Consider the following 19,030-nt stretch of genomic DNA (forward strand, 5'->3'; position numbering starts at 1 on the left):
CGGGCGTCTCGTCGAGAACTTGCGAGGAAAATCCCACGAGACTGGTACACTGCGCGACATTTTGTTTTGCAGAGCCAGTCCCGTGACTACCATCGCCACCGCTTTTAATACTTTGCCCCTGTCCGCCGCCATGCTGGCTAACCTCGACTCGCTGGGTTACGTCGAGATGACGCAGATCCAGGCGCAAAGCTTGCCGGTGATCCTCAAAGGGCTGGACCTCATTGCCCAGGCCAAGACCGGCAGCGGCAAGACTGCCGCATTCGGCATCGGCCTGCTGAACCCGATCAACCCGCGCTACTTCGGTTGCCAGGCGCTGGTGATGTGCCCGACCCGTGAGCTGGCCGACCAGGTCGCCAAGGAAATCCGCCGCCTGGCCCGTGCCGAAGACAACATCAAGGTACTGACCCTGTGCGGCGGCGTGTCCCTCGGCCCGCAGATCGCCTCCCTGGAGCATGGCGCCCACGTTATCGTCGGCACCCCGGGACGCATCCAGCAGCACCTGCGTAAAGGTTCTCTGGTGCTGGACGGCTTGAACACCCTGATTCTCGACGAAGCCGACCGCATGCTCGACATGGGCTTCTACGACGCCATCGAAGACATCATCAGCAAGACCCCACCGCGCCGCCAGACCCTGCTGTTCTCGGCCACCTACCCGGTGAGCATCAAGCAACTGGCCTCCAAGTTCATGCGTGCGCCTCAGCAAGTGAAAGCCGAAGCGTTCCACTCCGACGACCAGATCGAACAACGCTTCTACGAGATCTCCCCGGAAGAGCGCATGGACGCCGTGACCAAGGTGCTGGCGCACTTCCGCCCGGCCTCCTGCGTGGCGTTCTGCTTTACCAAGCAGCAAGTGCAGGAAACCGTCGACCACCTGACGTCCAAGGGCATTTCCGCTGTTGGACTGCATGGTGACCTGGAACAGCGCGACCGTGACCAGGTACTGGCGATGTTTGCCAACCGCAGCACCTCGGTGCTGGTGGCCACCGACGTCGCCGCTCGAGGCCTGGACATCGACGCCCTGGACATGGTGATCAACGTCGAACTGGCCCGCGACTCGGAAATTCACATCCACCGTGTAGGCCGTACCGGCCGTGCCGGTGAGACCGGCATCGCCATCAGCCTGGTGGCGCCGTCCGAAGCCCACCGCGCCCAGGCCATCGAGCAACTGCAGAAGTCGCCGCTGAACTGGGACCAACTGGACAACCTCAAGCCGCAAAGCGGTGGCCCGCTGTTGCCGCAGATGAGCACCCTGTGCATCGCTGCCGGGCGTAAGGACAAGGTTCGCCCAGGCGACATCCTCGGCGCATTGACCGGTGAAGCCGGCATTCCGGGTGCCCAGGTCGGCAAGATCGCTATCTTTGATTTCCAGGCCTTCGTGGCCGTGGAACGCGGCATCGCCAAGCAGGCGTTGCAGCGTTTGAATGACGGCAAGATCAAAGGCCGTTCGCTGCGCGTGCGCATTTTGTAATAACACCGAGTTCCCATTACAGGAACCGAATGAATGTGGGAGCTGGCTTGCCTGCGATAGCGACGGTGAATCCACTACCGCTATCGCAGGCAAGCCAGCTCCCACAGGGTTGATGGCATTTCAAATCAATAGTTTTGTGAGGACATGGCTGTGCGCTCGACCGAAGTTGTGATCATTGGCGCCGGCGCCGCAGGCTTGATGTGCGCGCTGACCGCCGCCGGGCGTGGGCGCAAGGTGATGTTGATCGACCACGCCAACAAGGCCGGCAAGAAAATCCTGATGTCCGGTGGCGGCCGCTGCAACTTCACCAACATGTACACCGAGCCGGCCAACTTCCTCTCGCACAACGCGCACTTCTGCAAATCGGCCCTGGCCCGTTATACACAGTGGGATTTTATCGGGCTGGTGGCCAAGCACGGCGTGCCGTACCACGAGAAGAAACTCGGCCAGCTGTTCTGCGACAACAAGTCCAGCGACATCCTCGGCATGCTGCTCGACGAGTGCATCCAGACCGGCGTGAGCCTACACCTGGACACCTCCATCGAGGCAATCGCCAAGCTCGAAAGCGGCTATCAACTGCAAACCACCCTGGGTGAACTGCGCTGTGAATCCCTGGTGATCGCCACGGGCGGTTTGTCGATCCCGACGCTGGGCGCCACCGGTTTCGGTTACCAAGTGGCCAGGCAATTCGGCCATGAACTGCTGCCGACCCGCGCCGGGCTCGTGCCGTTCACCATCACCGACCAGCTCAAGGAGTTGTGCGGCGAGTTGTCCGGCACCTCGGTCGACTGCCTGGTGAGCTGCAACGGCCAGAGTTTTCGCGAGAACATCCTGTTCACCCATCGCGGCCTGAGCGGGCCGGCGATCTTGCAGATTTCCTCGTATTGGCACCCCGGCGACACGGTGGAAATCAACCTGCTGCCCGACCACGACGCCCATGCCTGGCTGCAACAGCAACAGGCCGAACACCCCAACAGCGAGTTGAAAACCCTGCTGGGCGAGATCTTCACCAAGAAGATGGCCAACCTGCTGGCCCAAAGCTGGTTCGAATCCAAGCCGATGAAGCAGTACACCCACGCTGAAATGGCCGATATCGCGCAAAAGCTGGGGAGCTGGCAACTGGTACCGGCCGGCACCGAGGGTTATCGCACTGCCGAGGTGACATTGGGCGGGGTGGATACGCGGGAAGTGTCGTCCAAGACCATGGAATCGCTGAAAAGCCCCGGCCTGTACTTTATCGGCGAAGTGCTGGATGTGACCGGCCACCTGGGCGGGTTCAATTTCCAGTGGGCCTGGGCCTCGGGTTACGCGGCCGCGCAATACGCCTGATGTGCACCTTGAGATGCAATCCCCCTGTGGGAGCTGGCTTGCCTGCGATAGCGGCAGTGAATCCCACATCGTTATCGCAGGCAAGCCAGCTCCCACATTGGTTTTGCAGTGATCCTGAAAATTTTGCTGTCCGATGTGATCGCCACGCTTGCCGTGGCGTCATTACTGGCTCAATTTAGCGACAACGTCCCGGAAGACTCCAGACTTCATGTCATCGACCTCGTTCAAGCAGTCCATGCGGCGCCTGTGGGCGCTGGATAAATTCAGCTACAGCGTACGGGTGTTCATCGCCCTCACCGGCAGCATGGCATTGTGTTGGTACCAGGATGAAATGACGCTGCTGATCCCGCTGTTCCTGGGGATTATCGCCAGCGCCCTGGCCGAGACCGATGACAGCTGGCAAGGCCGCCTCAACGCGCTGGCGGTGACACTGGTGTGTTTCAGCATCGCCGCGCTGTCGGTAGAACTGCTGTTCCCCTACCCCTGGATATTTGCCGTCGCCCTGGCCGTGGCCAGTTTCGGCCTGACCATGCTCGGCGCACTGGGCGAACGCTATGGCGCGATTGCCTCGGCCACCTTGATTCTGTCGGTCTACACCATGATCGGCGTGGACCAGCGCGGCGGCGCCGTCACGGATTTCTGGCATGAGCCGTTGCTGCTGGTCGCCGGTGCCGCCTGGTACGGCGTGCTGTCCGTGCTGTGGCAGGCGCTGTTTTCCAACCAGCCGGTGCAGCAGAGCCTGGCGCGGTTGTTCCGCGAGCTGGGGCGTTACCTCAAGCTCAAGTCATCGTTGTTCGAACCGATCCGGCAGTTGGATGTGGAAGCGCGACGCCTGGAATTGGCCCAGCAAAATGGCCGAGTAGTGGCTGCACTGAATGCCGCGAAGGAAATCATCCTGCACCGCGTCGGCAATGGCCGACCGGGCTCGAAGGTCAGCCGCTACCTGAAACTGTACTTCCTGGCCCAGGACATCCACGAGCGCGCCAGTTCCTCCCACTACCCCTACAACGCCCTCACTGAAGCCTTCTTCCATAGCGATGTGCTGTTTCGCTGCCAGCGCTTGCTGCGCCAGCAAGGCAAGGCCTGCCAGACCCTGGCTGAGTCGATCCAACTGCGCCAACCGTTCATCTATGACGACAGCTTTGCCCAAGCCCTGGGCGACCTCAACGCGTCCTTGGAGCACCTGCGCATCCAGAGCAACCCAGCCTGGCGTGGCCTGCTGCGTTCACTTCGAGCCTTGGCGGCCAACCTGTCCACCCTCGACCGCCTGCTGGGCGACGCCAGCAACCCCGATGCCCTGGCGGACGCCACCGACAGTAACCTGCTGGACCGCGCCCCGCGCAACCTCAAGGAAATGTGGACGCGCCTGCGCACCCAACTGACGCCCACCTCGCTGCTGTTTCGCCACGCCCTGCGCCTGTCCCTGGCGTTGACCGTCGGCTACGCCACCCTGCACGCCATTCACGCGTCTCAGGGTTACTGGATCATCCTCACCACCCTGTTCGTGTGCCAACCGAGCTACGGCGCCACCCGGCGCAAGCTCGGCCAGCGGATTATCGGCACCGCCATCGGCCTCACCGTGGCCTGGGCGCTGTTTGATCTGTTCCCCAACCCGGTGGTGCAGTCGATGTTCGCTATCGCCGCGGGCCTGGTGTTCTTTATCAACCGCACCACCCGCTACACACTGGCGACGGCGGCGATCACCCTGATGGTGCTGTTCTGCTTCAACCAGGTGGGCGATGGCTACGGGCTGTTCCTGCCGCGCCTGTTCGATACCTTGCTCGGCAGCCTGATCGCGGGCCTGGCGGTGTTCCTGTTTTTGCCGGACTGGCAAGGCCGACGCTTGAACAAAGTGCTGGCCAACACCCTGACCTGCAACAGCATCTACCTGCGCCAGATCATGCAGCAATACGCCGCCGGCAAGAGTGACGACCTGGCTTACCGCCTGGCCCGCCGCAACGCCCACAACGCCGATGCCGCGTTGTCCACCACCCTGGCGAATATGCTGATGGAGCCGGGGCACTTCCGTAAGGAAGCCGACGTGGGCTTCCGCTTCCTGGTGCTGTCTCACACCTTGCTCAGCTACTTATCCGGATTGGGTGCACACCGCGATACTCAGCTACCGACCGACGTACGCGAGCACTTGATCGAAGGCGCGGGCAACAGCCTGGCGACGAGCATCGATGAGATCGCCACCGGCCTGGCCAATAAACAGCCGATTGCGATCCAGAGTGATGCCGAGGAAGGGTTGGCGGCCGAGCTGGAGCAAATGCCCGATGAGATCGATGAGGCGCAGCGGTTGGTGCAGACGCAGTTGGCGTTGATTTGCCGGCAGTTGGGGCCGTTGCGTACGTTGGCGGCGCATCTGATCAAGGAGACCGGCGCGGCTTAGACCGCTATCGCAGGCAAGCCAGCTCCCACATTTGACCGAGTTCCAATATAAGAAGGCGGGCAAAATGTGGGAGCCGGGCTGGCCCGGGATGAGGCCCGCAAGCACGCTACATCCCATGCGCCTTCATCAAGCGCGCATAACTGCCATCAGCCTTCATCCTGGCAATCTCCCGATCAAAGCTGGCAACGATTTGCGCATGCTCGGGGTTCTTCAAACTGACCAGAATATGCAGGCTGTTCTCGCTCAACGGCTTGCCCACAAACGCCACGGCATTGCGCACCCGCGGCGACTCCCGAGCCAGGTAATAGCGCGCTACGTATTCGTCTTCCAGCGTCAACCGCACACGCCGCGCCGCGAGCATGCGCACCGCCATGGCGAAGTTGTGCACCGGTACTTTCTGTAGCTGGGTGTCTTGATCGAACGCAGCCGAGTAAGCGTAACCGCGTACCACGGCGATGGTCTCGTCGTGCAGTCGGGCCAGGTTCTGATAAACGATGTCATCGTCGCTGCGCTTGAGAAAGCGCACACGGTTAAGCAGGTACTCAGCAGAAAATTGGCCAAACTGCGTGCGGGCCTCGTCGTACCAGGCGTTGATCAGCACATCGTAGCGCCCATCGCCCACGCCCTTGAGCGCACGAGCCCAAGGCACCTGTTCAAAATCACTCGCGTACCCCGCACGGGCCAGGGCCGTGCTGACGATATCCGTGGCCAAGCCGCCATTGATCAAGGTGGCATCGGTGAATGGCGGCCAGCCATCCGCCACCAGACGCAGACGCTGTGCCAGCACTGGTTGGGCCAGTAGCAGCACTGCGATCAAAGCAACGGCACGAGTCAATCGCGGCATGCTCAAAGTCCTTGGCGGGCAGGCGGTGGCCTGATAACAGTAGCTCATCAATAAGCTTGCATTGCAGATTACACAAAGAAGCCAACGGCGCACGCACTGAATGATGGCAAATTGACGCCATTCACACATTTGTCAATTTTAGACAGCGGCGCCCGTCACGCTTACTATCCAGGCACGTCTTTATAAGAGCACACATCATGACGGTTGATTGGGTTTGCAAACATCACGACGACTTGGGCAAGGACCAGCTGTATGCCGTCCTGCGCTTGCGCAGCGAGGTATTCGTCGTCGAGCAGAAATGCGCGTATCAGGACATCGACGGGCAGGACCTGGCGGGGGACACCCACCACCTGATGGCCTGGAATGATAACGAGCTGGTGGCTTACCTGCGGCTGCTGGACCCGGAGACCCAGGGCGGCGATGTGGTGATTGGCCGCGTCATCGTTTCGCCAGCGGCACGGGGCACCGGGCTGGGGCATCAAATGCTGGAAGAGGCGCTTGAGCGTATTGAGGATATCTGGCCGCAAACGCCGATTTTTCTCTCGGCCCAGGCGCACTTGCAGGGGTATTACGGGCGGTATGGGTTTGTGGTGGCGGGTGAGGAATACCTGGAAGATGATATTCCACATATTGGTATGCGGCGCCTCTGAGCGCGCCATCGCAGGCAAGCCAGCTCCCACATTGGAACGCATTCAACTGTGGGAGCCGGGCTTGCCCGCGATAGCGTCAGTCCTGCCAAAGCCGACCTTCAGGGATAGCCCAACACCTGCTTGATCGACGCCAGATTAGCCTCGATCCACCCCCGATCAATCGCCCCCCAATCCCGAATCCGATAGCGCCCGGCATGGTGACGCGCACCGTCCTCCTGCTCGAACTCACACACAATATCCAGGTCGGCCAACGCCGCAATGGTGTCTTGGGCGGTACGCCGAGGCATGCCGGTGGCCTCGGTCAGCGCCGGGACGCTGCTGGCCAGTTGGCTGTCGATCAAGTACGCCACGTACAGGCGGCGGTAGAAGCTGCTTTTGGTCTTGCTCACATCCATGGTCAGTCGCCTTGGGGTTAGGGCTTGCCCTGCAAATCGCGCCAGGTGAGGTACACACGCAGGTCGAACTCCACCTGATGGTAGCCCGGCATCATGTATTGACAGAGTTTATAGAACGCCTTGTTGTGGTCCGACTCCTTGAAGTGCGCCAACTCGTGTACCACGATCATGCGCAGAAACTCCGGAGCCGCCTCCTTGAACAGCGAAGCGATGCGAATCTCTTTCTTGGATTTGAGATTACCGCCCTGCACCCGGGAAATCGTGGTGTGCAAACCCAAGGCACGATGGGTCAGGTCCAGGCGGTTGTCGAACAGCACCTTGTCGATAGACGGCGCGTTACGCAGGTGCTCCTGCTTCAAGGCCAGGGCATAGGCGTACAGGGCCTTGTCGCTCTGCACCCCATGGCGTTCGGGGTAGCGCTGTTCCAGGTAAGCCCCCAACTGGTCCTTGGCGATCAGTTGGCGCACTTGCTCCTGGAGCGCGGCGGGATAGGCCTGGAGGTATTTCAACGCGGTCATGGGCTCTGCAACGCAATTGGGACGGGCGCCAGTGTAGCGAATTCAAAGCGCGCGAGGGTAAGACCAGCCGGCAACGTCTTCGGCCATCAACGGCAGCGCCGCCCACGGCCCCTGGATATACGCGCAGCCATTGGCCTTTAGCCACTGTGTTTGCTCAAGGGTCTCCACGCCTTCGGCGATCACCAGCACACCAAAATGCTCACACAGTTGGATGATGCTGCGCGCCATCGCCCCATCCCGCGCCGAGCCAGGCAGGCGCGCCACTAATTGAGGGTCAAGCTTGAGGGTATCGAATGCCAGGTCGCGCAAATGGGCCAGGGAGCACTGGCCGCAGCCAAAATCGTCCAGGGCAATCCGCACCCCGATCCGGCGCAGTAACTGGAGTTGCTTGGTAGACTCGGCAAGATTACTCATCAAGCAGTCCTCGCCGATTTCCACCTCCAGTTGCCGCGCCTGTAATCCATGCCGCTCCAGCATCTGCTGCAGTTGGTTGGCCAGGTTGGGCATGTTGAACTGGCTGCTGCTCAGGCTCACGCTCAACACCAGTTCGGGGTCGAAGGTGGCTTGCCAGGCCTGGCGCTGGGCAGCGACTTGCTGGTAGATCCAGGCACTCAACTGGTTGATCAACCGCGCCTCTTCCAGCAGCGGCAAGAACAGGCCCGGCGGCACATCGCCGACGCTGGGATGCTGCCAGCGCAACAGCGCTTCGACGCCGCGCAAACGCCCGTCTTCCAGGCAAACCTGAGGCTGGTACACCAAGGTGAAGTCCTTGTTGGCAATGGCGGTACGCACACTGTCTTCCAGCATCAACCGCGAGCGGGCGCGGCCGTTCATTTCCTGGTCGTAGTAACGATACTGCTGACGGCCGGCGCGCTTGGCTTCGTACATGGCAATATCCGCCGCCCGCAGCAGGCCGCTCAAGTCCGAGCCGCAATCCGGGAAGGTCGCGATGCCGATACTGACCCCAAGCATCACCTCCAGCCCATCGACCTGCTGGCACACAGAAACCCGCTCGATGAGCTTTTCCGCGATCTTCGCCGCCTGTTCGGGAAACTCCAGCTCCAGCAACGCGGTGAACTCATCCCCGCCCATGCGCCCCAGAATGTCGTAGGAACGCAGGCACGCCTGCATTTGCTCCGAAACCCAACGCAGCACGCGATCCCCGGCGTCATGGCCCAACGTATCGTTGACCCGCTTGAAGCCATCCAGGTCCAGGTACAGCAATACCAGCGCCTGCTCGCTACGTTCGCTGCGCAGCAACGTATTCTCCATCGCCTGATGGAAACCGCGCCGGTTCAGCAGCCCGGTCAACGGGTCGGTCACGGCCTGGAACTCCAGTTGCTGGTGCAGATGCCGTACTTCGGACATGTCCAGCACCGTCACCACCATCGCCTTCTGCTCCACAGGCAAGGGCGCGCAGGACAACGCTACCGGCACCTGCTGGCCCCGACCGGTGCGCAAAATGGCGTCGTGTTGGCGCCACGTCTCGCCCCGGCGATACGCCTCGTACATGGGGAAGCCCAACCAGGCTGGCACATGGGGCTTTTGCAGGAAACTGAGGAAACTCTCGCCCTGCAACTCAGCCATCGTCGCATTCAACAGCCGGGAAATGGCCGGGTTGGCGTACTCGATCACACTGTTTTCGCTCACCACTAAAATGCCCTCGGCGGCGTTATCCAGCACCGAGGCATTAAAAGCGCGGGCCAACTCCAGGTCATGGCTCAGGCGCTGCAAGGCACGGCGATTGCGCTGGTGCTCGAGCAACGCCTGCACCTTGGGCTTGAGGATGTGCGGGTCAAAGGGCTTGAACAGATAGTCGATCGCCCCACTGGCGTAGCCTTCAAGCACCGCGTCGGGCGAATGGGCGGTGGCGGTCAGAAAGATAATCGGCGTCATGCGCGTGCGCTGGCTGCCCCGCATCAGGCGCGCGACCTCAAAGCCGTCCATGCCCGGCATGCGCACGTCCAGCAGCACCAAGTCGACGTCATGGGCCAGCAGTAACTCCAAGGCTTCCAGGCCAGACGCAGCAGTGATCACCCGCCAGTCGTCACGCTGCAACAGCGCACGCATGCTGACGAGGTTTTCCGGGTAGTCATCGACCACCAACAGAACCGAAATTGCATCGTCGTGTTGCGGAGCGCCATCCATGCTACGTCTCTTCCTTAGGGAGCTGCACCGGTCACTTTTGCTACCAAGGCCGGATAAACACTGAGGGCTCACTCTAGCCGCGCGGCCAAAAAAGCAGAAGTGACGTGGGTGCCCTCATTGTGCCAAAGACCAGGAAGCCGACTAACGGTAAGGCCCTGTAGCCCGCGGTTCACGGGCAACATGGCTTTTTGGCATTCCTCTGACGCCAATAAATTGCCAGCAATTGTTTAACAATCTCACCCGCACCGCCTATAAAGAACCTGGAAGGCCCTTTGGGCCAATGCCTACACCCTCTGTAAAAAGGCCAACACCATGATCGACCTTTCCACCTGGAACCTGAGCATCCCGGTCGGCTCCCCACCCACGACCATTGAAACGCCAAGGCTGATGAGCGGCTTCAACGATCAATACTTCCAGGCCGAAGGCAGCGATGTGCAGTTCTGGACGCCTGTGACGGGCTCGCGAACCGAAAATGCCATCTACCCACGCAGCGAATTGCGTGAAACCTACGCCGACGGCCGCCTGCGTAACTGGACCTACCCCGAAGCCGACAACTTCCTGCGCGCAACCCTCACCGTCAACCAGGTGCCCTCCTCCGGCAAGATCGTGATCGGCCAGATCCACGCCTACGACAGCCAGAAACCGTTGATCAAGCTGGAGTACCAATTCAAGGAGAAAGCCCAGACCGGCAACATCGTCGCCAAAGTGCGCATGCGCCCGGACGAAGCCGAAAGCCAGGTGATCATCGTCGCCTCCAATGTGCCACTGCAGAAGAGCTTCACCTACGTGATCAACCTCAACAAAGCCGGGCTGCTGAGCGTGTATGCCGCCGACAGTGAGTGGAATGAACGCATAGGCGCGGCCTGGGGTGACAAGCCGTTGTACTTCAAGGCGGGGGTGTACGTGCAGGACAATTCGGGCGACACCAATGAGGGCGCGCGGGTGACGTTTGCGAAGTTGGATATTGATCATGAGTGAATCGTCCCGTGAGACACCGGATTTTTCCCAGATAAATCCAAAGTTTTAAACACACCGCCGCCCCCTGTGGGAGCCGGGCTTGCCCGCGATGGCGGCACATCAGCCACTATCCTAGGCGCCTGACACACCGCCATCGCGGGCAAGCCCGGCTCCCACATTGACCGTGCATCGGCTTCAAGGTCCGGTGTGAGTCCTACAGCACCGTTGCGGCCAGCCACATCGCCGCTTATAGTTCGCCCCGTCGCTGGCATTGATCGGCGATAGGGTTTCGCAGCCCTACAGAGTTAAAACCGCACCCGTCAAAACAACCCCGGTACCCTTGCCGAAGGTCGTCTTTGTTATGGCGGCTGTGCGTGGGAGACCTTCGGGTCTGCCGGGTCTTAACTCCTCGGTCTGCGAACCCGCGTACAGCTGCCACCCAACTTGTTTCGCAGCAAACGGTGGTCATTCTTCTCTCGAGTTAAGGATTCACCATGACCCAGCAACTACCACCTCGTCGCTTCACCCCTTGCACAGAAACCGCCACCGACTACCCCGTGCTGCTGATCGACAGCGAAGCCCCACTGCTCGACCTCCACGCCTGCCTGCGCGAACGCCTCAACGCCGCTCTGGAACACCTCAACCTGATGGCTTGCTCCAGCCTGCCGGATTTTGCCGAGCGCGACCTGAACAACGTGGCCAATGCCGCACGCATTCTGGTGCAGGATGTAAGTGATGTGTTTCGAGTCATTGAACACCGTGGTTTCGGCGCATCATCTGCAAGTTGATTAAATGGTGTCCATAAAAAAGCCCGCATCGCTGCGGGCTTTTTATTAACACTTGAGGCTCAGTTCACCTTAGCGTTCAACTCACCTTTCAAATACCGCTGGTACATCGCTTCCAGTGAGATCGGCTTGATCTTCGAAGCATTACCCGCCGTACCAAACGCTTCATAACGTGCGATACACACATCACGCATCGCCGTCACGGTGGCGCCGAAGAATTTACGCGGGTCGAACTCGCTCGGGTTGGTGGCCATCAGGCGACGCATCGCACCGGTGGAGGCCAGGCGCAGGTCGGTGTCGATGTTGACCTTGCGCACGCCGTACTTGATGCCTTCGACGATTTCTTCAACCGGTACGCCGTAGGTTTCTTTGATGTCGCCGCCGTACTGGTTGATGATCGCCAGCCACTCTTGCGGTACCGAGGAAGAACCGTGCATCACCAGGTGGGTATTAGGGATGCGCTTGTGGATTTCCTTGATGCGGTCGATGGCCAGCACGTCGCCGGTAGGCGGCTTGGTGAACTTGTAGGCGCCGTGGCTGGTGCCGATGGCGATGGCGAGGGCGTCGACCTGGGTCTTCTTGACGAAGTCGGCCGCTTCTTCCGGGTCGGTCAGCATCTGGCTGTGATCCAGCACGCCTTCGGCGCCGATGCCGTCTTCTTCGCCGGCCATGCCGGTTTCAAGCGAACCCAGGCAGCCTAGCTCGCCTTCAACCGAAACGCCGCAGGCGTGGGCCATGGCCACGGTTTGTTGGGTCACGCGTACGTTGTACTCGTAGTCGGTTGGGGTCTTGCCGTCCTCACCGAGGGAGCCGTCCATCATCACCGAGCTGAAGCCCAGTTGGATCGAGCGCTGGCACACGTCAGGGCTGGTGCCGTGGTCCTGGTGCATGCACACCGGGATGTGCGGGAATTCTTCGATGGCAGCGAGGATCAGGTGACGCAGGAACGGGGCGCCAGCGTATTTGCGCGCACCGGCCGAAGCCTGGACGATCACTGGGGAGTCGGTCTTGTCAGCGGCTTCCATGATGGCGCGCATCTGCTCAAGGTTGTTGACGTTAAAGGCTGGGACGCCGTAGCCGAACTCGGCTGCGTGGTCCAGCATTTGACGCATGCTGATAAGTGCCATTGTGTTGTCTCTCCCGGTCGAGGGTCGTTAATCGTGCAAGCCTGCCGTAGCGGCGGCTGCTATTCAAGTTATTGCAGATCAAGGGGTTGAGCCTTGTGCTGCTGAATCGTTATTGCTGTTGGGTTCAGTTGGCTTTGCAGCCGCGCCCAATCAAATCATCCGTCGCCACCCAGTACACCAGGCCTTCCTCACCTTTGGTGTGAAACGCCAACTGGCCGTCGCTGTACAGCACGCCGGAGGCGGCTACCTCTTGCTTGAGACGGTAAACCTGGTCCGAACCGCCGAGGCGTACATCCACTTCGGAACGGGCCTGGTTGGCAAAGCGCCAGTTGACCTCGGCCTTGCTGTCGCAGGTCCAGGTGGTCCATTTGTCGGCTGGCTCTGCCTTGTTGAACAGGTTCATGCTGCTGCAGCCGGCCAACAGGGCCAGAGCTGCCAGGGCGAAAACGCCTTTCATTGCCAATCCTCGCAGGGAGGCCTATGGGCCGCCGTTGCTGTCGGTTAGTGGATCAGACCCGTCATGGGCAACCCTGTTCCTGACCGTTGGGCGCGGAGTCGTATTTCTCCAGCCGTTCGTTGCCGATGCGCTTGTTGATCACCGGCATGGTCTCGGCTTGCCAGTCAGCCTGGTAACAGCTTTTTCTCAACGGTGCCTTGGCATTATCCGCCTCGGGCGCCGCGCTGGGTGTGCTGCCGCAGCCGGCCAACAGGCCCGCTGCGATCACCAGTGCCAACGACTTGATCATGGGAACGCTCCTTTTCCTGATCACGCGAGCCTTAACCTTTGGCTCGGGTTTCCAGCACTTCCACGGCTGGCAACACCTTGCCCTCGACGAACTCGAGGAAAGCGCCACCACCGGTAGAAATGTAGGAGATCTGATCAGCCACACCATATTTATCGATTGCCGCCAGGGTATCGCCACCGCCAGCGATGGAGAACGCCGAGCTTTCAGCGATCGCTTTAGCCAGCACTTTGGTGCCGTTGCCGAATTGGTCGAACTCGAATACGCCCACCGGGCCATTCCACAGGATAGTCTGGGATGCCTTGAGCAGCTCGGCGAAGTTGGCTGCCGTTTGCGGGCCGATGTCCAGGATCATGTCGTCGTCGGCCACGTCAGCGATGAGCTTGACGGTCGCCGCGGCGCTTTCCGCGAATTCCTTCGCAACCACCACGTCCACCGGCAACGGCACGCTGACCTTGAAAGCGATGGCGCGGGCGGTGTCGAGCAGGTCTGGCTCGTACAGGGACTTGCCCACCGGGTGGCCGGCAGCAGCCAGGAAGGTGTTGGCAATGCCGCCGCCGACGATCAGTTGGTTGCAGATCTGGCTCAGGCTGTTGAGCACGTCCAGCTTGGTGGACACCTTGGAGCCGGCAACAATGGCCGCCATCGGTTGGGCCGGAGCGCCCAGGGCCTTGCCCAGCGCATCCAGCTCGGCAGCCAACAACGGGCCCGCCGCGGCGACCTTGGCGAACTTGGCCACGCCGTGGGTCGAACCTTCGGCGCGGTGGGCGGTGCCGAACGCGTCCATCACAAACACGTCGCACAGGGCGGCGTATTGCTGGGCCAGTTCGTCGCTGTTCTTTTTCTCGCCCTTGTTGAAGCGCACGTTTTCGAACAGCACGATATCGCCGGCTTTCACGTCCACGCCGCCCAGGTAGTCTGCGACCAATGGCACGTCACGGCCCAGGGCCTTGCTCAGGTACTCGGCGACCGGCTTGAGGCTGTTTTCGGCAGAGAACTCACCTTCGGTCGGGCGACCCAGGTGGGAGCAGACCATCACGGCCGCGCCTTTTTCCAGGGCCAGCTTGATGGTCGGCAGCGAGGCCAGGATTCGCGCATCGCTGGTGACAACACCGTCCTTGACGGGGACGTTGAGGTCTTCGCGGATCAGTACGCGCTTACCTTGCAGATCGAGGTCGGTCATCTTCAACACGGTCATGGGTCGCAGTTCCTGAATTACTGTTGAGGTTGTTTAGAAGCGATGTGCAGATAGTGTTCGGCAACATCCAGCATGCGGTTGGCAAAGCCCCATTCGTTGTCGAACCAGGCCAGAATGTTCACAAGCCTGGGGCCGGAAACGCGGGTCTGGCTGGCATCGACAATCGCCGAATGCGGGTCATGGTTGAAATCGCAACTGGCGTGGGGCAGCTCGGTGTAGGCCAACAGACCTTTGAGCGGGCCGCTGGTGGCGGCGTCGCGCAGGATCCGGTTGACTTCGGCCGCGTCAGTGTCACTGACGGTTTGCATGGTGATATCCAGGCAAGACACATTCACCGTCGGCACCCGTACGGCTTTGGCCTGGATTCGCCCGGCAAGTTCCGGCAGCAGTCGCTCGATGCCACGCGCCAGGCCGGTGGACACCGGAATCACTGACTGGAACGCCGAACGCGTGCGCCGCAGGTCTTCGTGGTGATAGGCGTCGATGACCGGCTGGTCGTTCATCGCCGAGTGAATCGTGGTGATCGACACGTAATCCAGGCCGATCGCCTGGTCCAGCAGGCGCAGCAACGGCACGCTGCAGTTGGTGGTACACGACGCGTTGGACACCAGCAGCTCATCGCCGGTCAGGCAGTCCTGGTTGATGCCGTAGACGATGGTGGCGTCGACATCCGCCTCGCTGGCCATCGGCTGGGAAAACAGCACACGCGGTGCGCCGGCGTCGAGAAAACGCTGGCCATCGGCACGGGTGTGATAAACACCGGAGCATTCCAGCACTAGGTCGACGCCCAGTGCTTTCCAGTCGATGCCTTCGGGGGTGGCACTGCGCAACACTTGCACGCAGTTGCCATTGATATGCAGACAATCGCCTTCAACCCGCACTTCGCCAGGGAAACGGCCGTGGGTGGAGTCAAAGCGTGTCAGGTATTCGATGCTGGCCATGTCGGCCAGATCATTGATCGCGACAATTTCAAACCCGGCCGCCGCCCCTCGCTCGAACAGAGCACGCAAGACGCAACGACCAATGCGGCCGTAGCCGTTGAGTGCAACTTTGTAGGGACGCGGTTGGGGCATGGGGTTCTCGATCAAGGTTAGTTCAGTGATGAATGTACTGGCGCCATCGCGGGCAAGCCCGCTCCCACAGTGGACCGCGATCCAAATGTGGGAGCGGGCTTGCCCGCGATGGCGCCAGTACAGACAACGCAGACTGACTTAGTCTTCCAGCAACTCTTCAGCCTGACCCAGGATGTTTTCCAGGGTGAAACCGAACTCTTCGAACAACGCTGGCGCCGGCGCCGACTCACCGTAGGTGGTCATGCCGATCACACGGCCTTCCAGGCCCACGTACTTGTACCAGTAGTCGGCGTGAGCCGCTTCGATGGCGATACGCGCACTGACCTGCAACGGCAATACCGATTGCTTGTAACCGGCGTCCTGGGCTTCGAACACGCTGGTGCAGGGCATGGACACAACGCGCACGTTGCGGCCTTGCTCGGTCAGCTTGTCGTACGCCTGAACGGTCAGGCCCACTTCGGAACCGGTGGAGATCAGGATCAGCTCCGGCTCGCCGATGCAGTCCTTGAGCACATAACCGCCACGGCTGATGTCGGCGATCTGCGCGTCGGTACGCACCTGGTGTTGCAGGTTCTGACGCGAGAAGATCAGCGCCGAAGGGCCGTCCTTGCGCTCGATGGCGTGCTTCCAGGCCACAGCGGATTCCACCGCGTCGGCTGGGCGCCAGCAATCGAGGTTCGGCGTGGTACGCAGGCTGGTCAGTTGCTCGACCGGCTGGTGCGTCGGGCCGTCTTCGCCCAGGCCGATGGAGTCGTGGGTGTAGACGTGGATCACGCGCTTCTTCATCAGCGCCGCCATACGTACGGCGTTACGTGCGTATTCCATGAACATCAGGAAGGTCGCGCCGTAAGGCACCAGGCCACCGTGCAGGGACACGCCGTTCATGATGGCGCTCATGCCGAACTCGCGCACGCCGTAGTACATGTAGTTGCCGCTGGCGTCTTCGGCAGAGACACCTTTGCACCCCTTCCACAGGGTCAAGTTGGAACCGGCCAGGTCAGCCGAACCGCCGAGGAACTCAGGCAGCAACGGGCCAAAGGCGTTCAGGGTGTTCTGGCTGGCTTTACGGCTGGCGATGGTCTCGCCCTTGGCCGCGACTTCAGCGATGTAGGCCGAGGCCTTTTCCGAGAAGTCGGCAGGCAGGTCACCGGCCAGGCGGCGTACCAGCTCGTTGGCCAATTCCGGGAATTCGGCGGAGTACGCAGCGAAACGCTGGTCCCACTCGGATTCAGCCGCCAGGCCTTTTTCCTTGGCATCCCATTCGGCGTAGATATCGGCCGGGATTTCGAACGGGCCGTGGTTCCACTTCAGTGCTTCGCGGGTCAGGGCGATTTCCGCGTCACCCAGTGGGGCGCCGTGGCAGTCTTCTTTACCCTGTTTGTTCGGCGAGCCGAAACCGATGGTGGTCTTGCAGCAGATCAGGGTTGGCTGCGCGCTCTTGCGAGCGGTGTCGATGGCGGTCTTGATCTCTTCCGGATCGTGGCCGTCGACGTTGCGGATCACTTGCCAGTTGTAGGCTTCGAAACGCTTAGGCGTGTCGTCAGTGAACCAGCCTTCGACTTCGCCGTCGATGGAGATGCCGTTGTCATCGTAGAAGGCAATCAGCTTGCCCAGGCCCAGGGTGCCGGCCAGGGAGGCGACTTCGTGAGAAATGCCTTCCATCATGCAGCCATCACCCAGGAATACGTAGGTGTGGTGGTCAACGATGTCGTGGCCAGGGCGGTTGAACTGCGCGCCCAGGACTTTTTCCGCCAGGGCGAAACCAACCGCATTGGCCAGGCCTTGGCCCAGGGGGCCGGTGGTGGTTTCCACGCCTGGGGTGTAGCCGAATTCCGGGTGGCCCGGGGTACGGCTGTGCAGCTGACGGAAGCTCTTGAGGTCGTCAATGGTGACATCGTAGCCGGTCAGGTGCAGCAGCGAATAAATCAGCATCGAGCCGTGGCCGTTGGACAGCACAAAGCGGTCACGGTCGGCGAACGACGGGTTGCTCGGGTTGTGTTTCAGGTAGTCACGCCAAAGTACCTCGGCGATATCCGCCATGCCCATCGGGGCACCGGGATGGCCGCTGTTGGCTTTTTGCACGGCATCCATGCTGAGGGCACGAATGGCGTTGGCACGCTCACGACGGCTGGGCATCGCTGATCTCCTGGAGTTTGCTTATAAAGAAACGGAAAAAAGGACCGGCATTTTCCCTCAGCCACCGCCTGCGGGCAATGACAGATAGTTACTTGTGGGCGTTTTTCCTGTGCTTTGGGCACCAATCCCTTGCAGAAACCTTTAACCGGTTCGTCTAAAGGTTATAGCGACGGCTTATAACCGCCACTTATCGATCAATATCAAAACTTTTTGATATTGGCCTTGCGGGGATCTACACCCGTCACTAGACTGCTGGCCTTATGAACCTACCCGTGCCCTCCCTGCGTCCTGATGACGGCGATGAACTGGCTGCCTTGTGCAAGGCCGCTGGCGATCCGTTGCGCTTGAACGTACTGCGCGCACTGGCCAACGATTCTTTCGGGGTACTGGAGCTGGCGCAGATCTTCGCCATCGGCCAGTCCGGCATGAGCCACCATTTGAAGGTGCTGGCCCAGGCCGACCTGGTGGCTACCCGTCGCGAAGGCAATGCGATTTTCTACCGGCGTGCCCTGCCCCATACCGAACTGCTTGGCGGCAAATTGCACGCTGCCCTGCTCGACGAAGTGGATAACTTGTGCCTGCCCGGCGATGTGCAATCGCGCATCGGCCAGGTGCACGGACAACGCGCCGCCGCCAGCCAGGATTTTTTCTCACGGGTGGCCGACAAGTTTCGCGCCCAGCAGGATCTGATCGCCGGCTTGGCCCAGTACCGCGAAAGTGTACTGGCGCTGCTGGACAAGCTGAGCTTCAGTGAAGAGGCCACGGCCTTGGAAGTCGGCCCTGGCGACGGCGGTTTCCTGCCCGAACTGGCGCGTCGCTTCGAGCAGGTCACCGCGCTGGATAACAGCCCGGCGATGCTTGAACTGGCGCGCCAACTCTGTGAGCGCGAAGCCTTGGGCAATGTGCGCCTGCAGTTGGCCGACGCCCTGAGTGACACCGGCCTGCGAGCCGATTGCGTGGTGCTGAACATGGTCTTGCACCATTTCGCCGCCCCGGCAGAAGCTCTCAAGCAAATGGCCGGGTTGCTGCACCCCGGCGGTAGCCTGCTGGTTACGGATTTATGCAGCCACAACCAGAATTGGGCCAAGGAGGCCTGCGGTGATCTCTGGCTGGGTTTTGAACAGGACGATCTGGCCCGTTGGGCCACCGCTGCGGGACTCGTTCCCGGGGAAAGCCTCTATGTAGGTTTACGTAATGGTTTCCAGATTCAGGTCCGCCATTTTCAGCGACCGGCTGGCGACACTCACCATCGGTAAATATCAGGAAA

At 60.9% G+C, this 19,030-nt stretch carries 17 protein-coding genes; 7 read left to right on the plus strand and 10 right to left on the minus strand.

Annotation, left to right across the window (positions count from 1 at the left end; genetic code table 11):
* The first annotated feature begins 130 nt into the window (after positions 1-130).
* The 3 genes from dbpA to yccS all read left to right on the plus strand — a co-directional run bounded on the left by dbpA (position 131) and on the right by yccS (position 5,189).
* A complete protein-coding gene (dbpA, locus tag AB9N64_RS15545; protein ID WP_229999345.1) occupies positions 131-1,468 on the plus strand; it encodes an ATP-dependent RNA helicase DbpA in 1,338 nt (445 codons plus the stop codon).
* Between the two features lie 150 nt (positions 1,469-1,618).
* Positions 1,619-2,797 carry an NAD(P)/FAD-dependent oxidoreductase gene (locus tag AB9N64_RS15550; RefSeq protein WP_014720268.1) on the plus strand — a complete coding sequence of 393 codons (1,179 nt, stop codon included), beginning with the start codon at positions 1,619-1,621 and terminating at the stop codon, positions 2,795-2,797.
* A gap of 208 nt (positions 2,798-3,005) precedes the next feature.
* On the plus strand, positions 3,006-5,189 hold the full coding sequence (yccS, locus tag AB9N64_RS15555; protein ID WP_019817463.1) for a YccS family putative transporter: 2,184 nt from the start codon (positions 3,006-3,008) through the stop codon (positions 5,187-5,189).
* A 106-nt stretch (positions 5,190-5,295) separates the two neighbouring features.
* Here yccS and AB9N64_RS15560 read toward each other — a convergent pair whose 3' ends face one another.
* Positions 5,296-6,033, minus strand: a complete 738-nt coding sequence (locus AB9N64_RS15560; protein ID WP_014720270.1) for an ABC transporter substrate-binding protein — start codon at positions 6,031-6,033, stop codon at positions 5,296-5,298.
* A 197-nt stretch (positions 6,034-6,230) separates the two neighbouring features.
* Here AB9N64_RS15560 and AB9N64_RS15565 point away from each other — a divergent pair, with 197 nt between their 5' ends.
* Positions 6,231-6,683, plus strand: a complete 453-nt coding sequence (locus AB9N64_RS15565; RefSeq protein WP_014720271.1) for a GNAT family N-acetyltransferase — start codon at positions 6,231-6,233, stop codon at positions 6,681-6,683.
* Between the two features lie 98 nt (positions 6,684-6,781).
* Here the strand turns inward: AB9N64_RS15565 and AB9N64_RS15570 are convergent, their stop codons facing one another.
* Genes AB9N64_RS15570 through AB9N64_RS15580 form a run of 3 tightly spaced genes read right to left on the minus strand, consistent with a single transcriptional unit; the run spans position 6,782 to position 9,744 of the window.
* Positions 6,782-7,078, minus strand: a complete 297-nt coding sequence (locus AB9N64_RS15570) for a helix-turn-helix domain-containing protein (protein ID WP_014720272.1) — start codon at positions 7,076-7,078, stop codon at positions 6,782-6,784.
* A 17-nt stretch (positions 7,079-7,095) separates the two neighbouring features.
* Positions 7,096-7,596, minus strand: coding sequence for a M48 family metallopeptidase (locus tag AB9N64_RS15575; protein WP_014720273.1), 501 nt, complete (start codon positions 7,594-7,596; stop codon positions 7,096-7,098).
* A gap of 42 nt (positions 7,597-7,638) precedes the next feature.
* Positions 7,639-9,744 carry a bifunctional diguanylate cyclase/phosphodiesterase gene (locus AB9N64_RS15580; protein WP_020302128.1) on the minus strand — a complete coding sequence of 702 codons (2,106 nt, stop codon included), beginning with the start codon at positions 9,742-9,744 and terminating at the stop codon, positions 7,639-7,641.
* A gap of 312 nt (positions 9,745-10,056) precedes the next feature.
* Between AB9N64_RS15580 and AB9N64_RS15585 the strand changes: the two genes are divergently transcribed.
* Together AB9N64_RS15585 and AB9N64_RS15590 are read left to right on the plus strand one after the other, a co-directional pair.
* On the plus strand, positions 10,057-10,722 hold the full coding sequence (locus AB9N64_RS15585; protein ID WP_058410801.1) for a polysaccharide lyase family 7 protein: 666 nt from the start codon (positions 10,057-10,059) through the stop codon (positions 10,720-10,722).
* A gap of 473 nt (positions 10,723-11,195) precedes the next feature.
* Positions 11,196-11,489, plus strand: a complete 294-nt coding sequence (locus AB9N64_RS15590; protein ID WP_102665902.1) for a fructose-bisphosphate aldolase — start codon at positions 11,196-11,198, stop codon at positions 11,487-11,489.
* 59 nt (positions 11,490-11,548) lie between these two features.
* On the opposite strand, the gene fba is transcribed toward AB9N64_RS15590, so the two are convergent.
* The 6 genes from fba to tkt form a co-directional block, all read right to left on the minus strand.
* Entirely contained in the window at positions 11,549-12,613 is a 1,065-nt protein-coding gene (gene fba, locus AB9N64_RS15595; protein WP_003177554.1) for a class II fructose-bisphosphate aldolase, read from the minus strand.
* Positions 12,614-12,737: 124 nt separating this feature from the next.
* On the minus strand, positions 12,738-13,070 hold the full coding sequence (locus tag AB9N64_RS15600; RefSeq protein ID WP_014720277.1) for an MliC family protein: 333 nt from the start codon (positions 13,068-13,070) through the stop codon (positions 12,738-12,740).
* Positions 13,071-13,131: 61 nt separating this feature from the next.
* Complete coding sequence (locus AB9N64_RS15605) at positions 13,132-13,359, minus strand: hypothetical protein (protein WP_003194953.1); 228 nt, start codon at positions 13,357-13,359, stop codon at positions 13,132-13,134.
* 31 nt (positions 13,360-13,390) lie between these two features.
* Entirely contained in the window at positions 13,391-14,554 is a 1,164-nt protein-coding gene (locus tag AB9N64_RS15610) for a phosphoglycerate kinase (RefSeq protein ID WP_122300965.1), read from the minus strand.
* Positions 14,555-14,571: 17 nt separating this feature from the next.
* Positions 14,572-15,627: an erythrose-4-phosphate dehydrogenase gene (gene epd, locus AB9N64_RS15615; protein ID WP_003194958.1), complete on the minus strand. Its 1,056-nt coding sequence runs from the start codon at positions 15,625-15,627 to the stop codon at positions 14,572-14,574.
* 138 nt (positions 15,628-15,765) lie between these two features.
* Complete coding sequence (gene tkt, locus AB9N64_RS15620) at positions 15,766-17,763, minus strand: transketolase (protein WP_019817446.1); 1,998 nt, start codon at positions 17,761-17,763, stop codon at positions 15,766-15,768.
* 260 nt (positions 17,764-18,023) lie between these two features.
* Here tkt and AB9N64_RS15625 point away from each other — a divergent pair, with 260 nt between their 5' ends.
* Positions 18,024-19,019 carry a metalloregulator ArsR/SmtB family transcription factor gene (locus AB9N64_RS15625; protein WP_003194962.1) on the plus strand — a complete coding sequence of 332 codons (996 nt, stop codon included), beginning with the start codon at positions 18,024-18,026 and terminating at the stop codon, positions 19,017-19,019.
* Positions 19,020-19,030: the final 11 nt, after the last annotated feature.

The organism is Pseudomonas sp. KT_2_4, from assembly GCF_041410225.1.
Lineage (GTDB): Bacteria > Pseudomonadota > Gammaproteobacteria > Pseudomonadales > Pseudomonadaceae > Aquipseudomonas > Aquipseudomonas paracarnis.

Excerpts from the sequence above, each read along its gene's own strand:
- epd (WP_003194958.1), bottom strand. The coding sequence starts at position 15,627 with ATGCCCCAACCGCGTCCCTACAAAGTTGCACTCAACGGCTACGGCCGC.
- AB9N64_RS15625 (WP_003194962.1), top strand. The coding sequence starts at position 18,024 with ATGAACCTACCCGTGCCCTCCCTGCGTCCTGATGACGGCGATGAACTG.
- AB9N64_RS15605 (WP_003194953.1), bottom strand. The coding sequence starts at position 13,359 with ATGATCAAGTCGTTGGCACTGGTGATCGCAGCGGGCCTGTTGGCCGGC.
- AB9N64_RS15585 (WP_058410801.1), top strand. The coding sequence starts at position 10,057 with ATGATCGACCTTTCCACCTGGAACCTGAGCATCCCGGTCGGCTCCCCA.
- AB9N64_RS15560 (WP_014720270.1), bottom strand. The coding sequence starts at position 6,033 with ATGCCGCGATTGACTCGTGCCGTTGCTTTGATCGCAGTGCTGCTACTG.
- AB9N64_RS15610 (WP_122300965.1), bottom strand. The coding sequence starts at position 14,554 with ATGACCGTGTTGAAGATGACCGACCTCGATCTGCAAGGTAAGCGCGTA.
- AB9N64_RS15580 (WP_020302128.1), bottom strand. The coding sequence starts at position 9,744 with ATGGATGGCGCTCCGCAACACGACGATGCAATTTCGGTTCTGTTGGTG.
- AB9N64_RS15565 (WP_014720271.1), top strand. The coding sequence starts at position 6,231 with ATGACGGTTGATTGGGTTTGCAAACATCACGACGACTTGGGCAAGGAC.
- AB9N64_RS15600 (WP_014720277.1), bottom strand. The coding sequence starts at position 13,070 with ATGAAAGGCGTTTTCGCCCTGGCAGCTCTGGCCCTGTTGGCCGGCTGC.
- AB9N64_RS15590 (WP_102665902.1), top strand. The coding sequence starts at position 11,196 with ATGACCCAGCAACTACCACCTCGTCGCTTCACCCCTTGCACAGAAACC.
- AB9N64_RS15575 (WP_014720273.1), bottom strand. The coding sequence starts at position 7,596 with ATGACCGCGTTGAAATACCTCCAGGCCTATCCCGCCGCGCTCCAGGAG.
- tkt (WP_019817446.1), bottom strand. The coding sequence starts at position 17,763 with ATGCCCAGCCGTCGTGAGCGTGCCAACGCCATTCGTGCCCTCAGCATG.
- dbpA (WP_229999345.1), top strand. The coding sequence starts at position 131 with ATGCTGGCTAACCTCGACTCGCTGGGTTACGTCGAGATGACGCAGATC.
- AB9N64_RS15570 (WP_014720272.1), bottom strand. The coding sequence starts at position 7,078 with ATGGATGTGAGCAAGACCAAAAGCAGCTTCTACCGCCGCCTGTACGTG.
- fba (WP_003177554.1), bottom strand. The coding sequence starts at position 12,613 with ATGGCACTTATCAGCATGCGTCAAATGCTGGACCACGCAGCCGAGTTC.
- yccS (WP_019817463.1), top strand. The coding sequence starts at position 3,006 with ATGTCATCGACCTCGTTCAAGCAGTCCATGCGGCGCCTGTGGGCGCTG.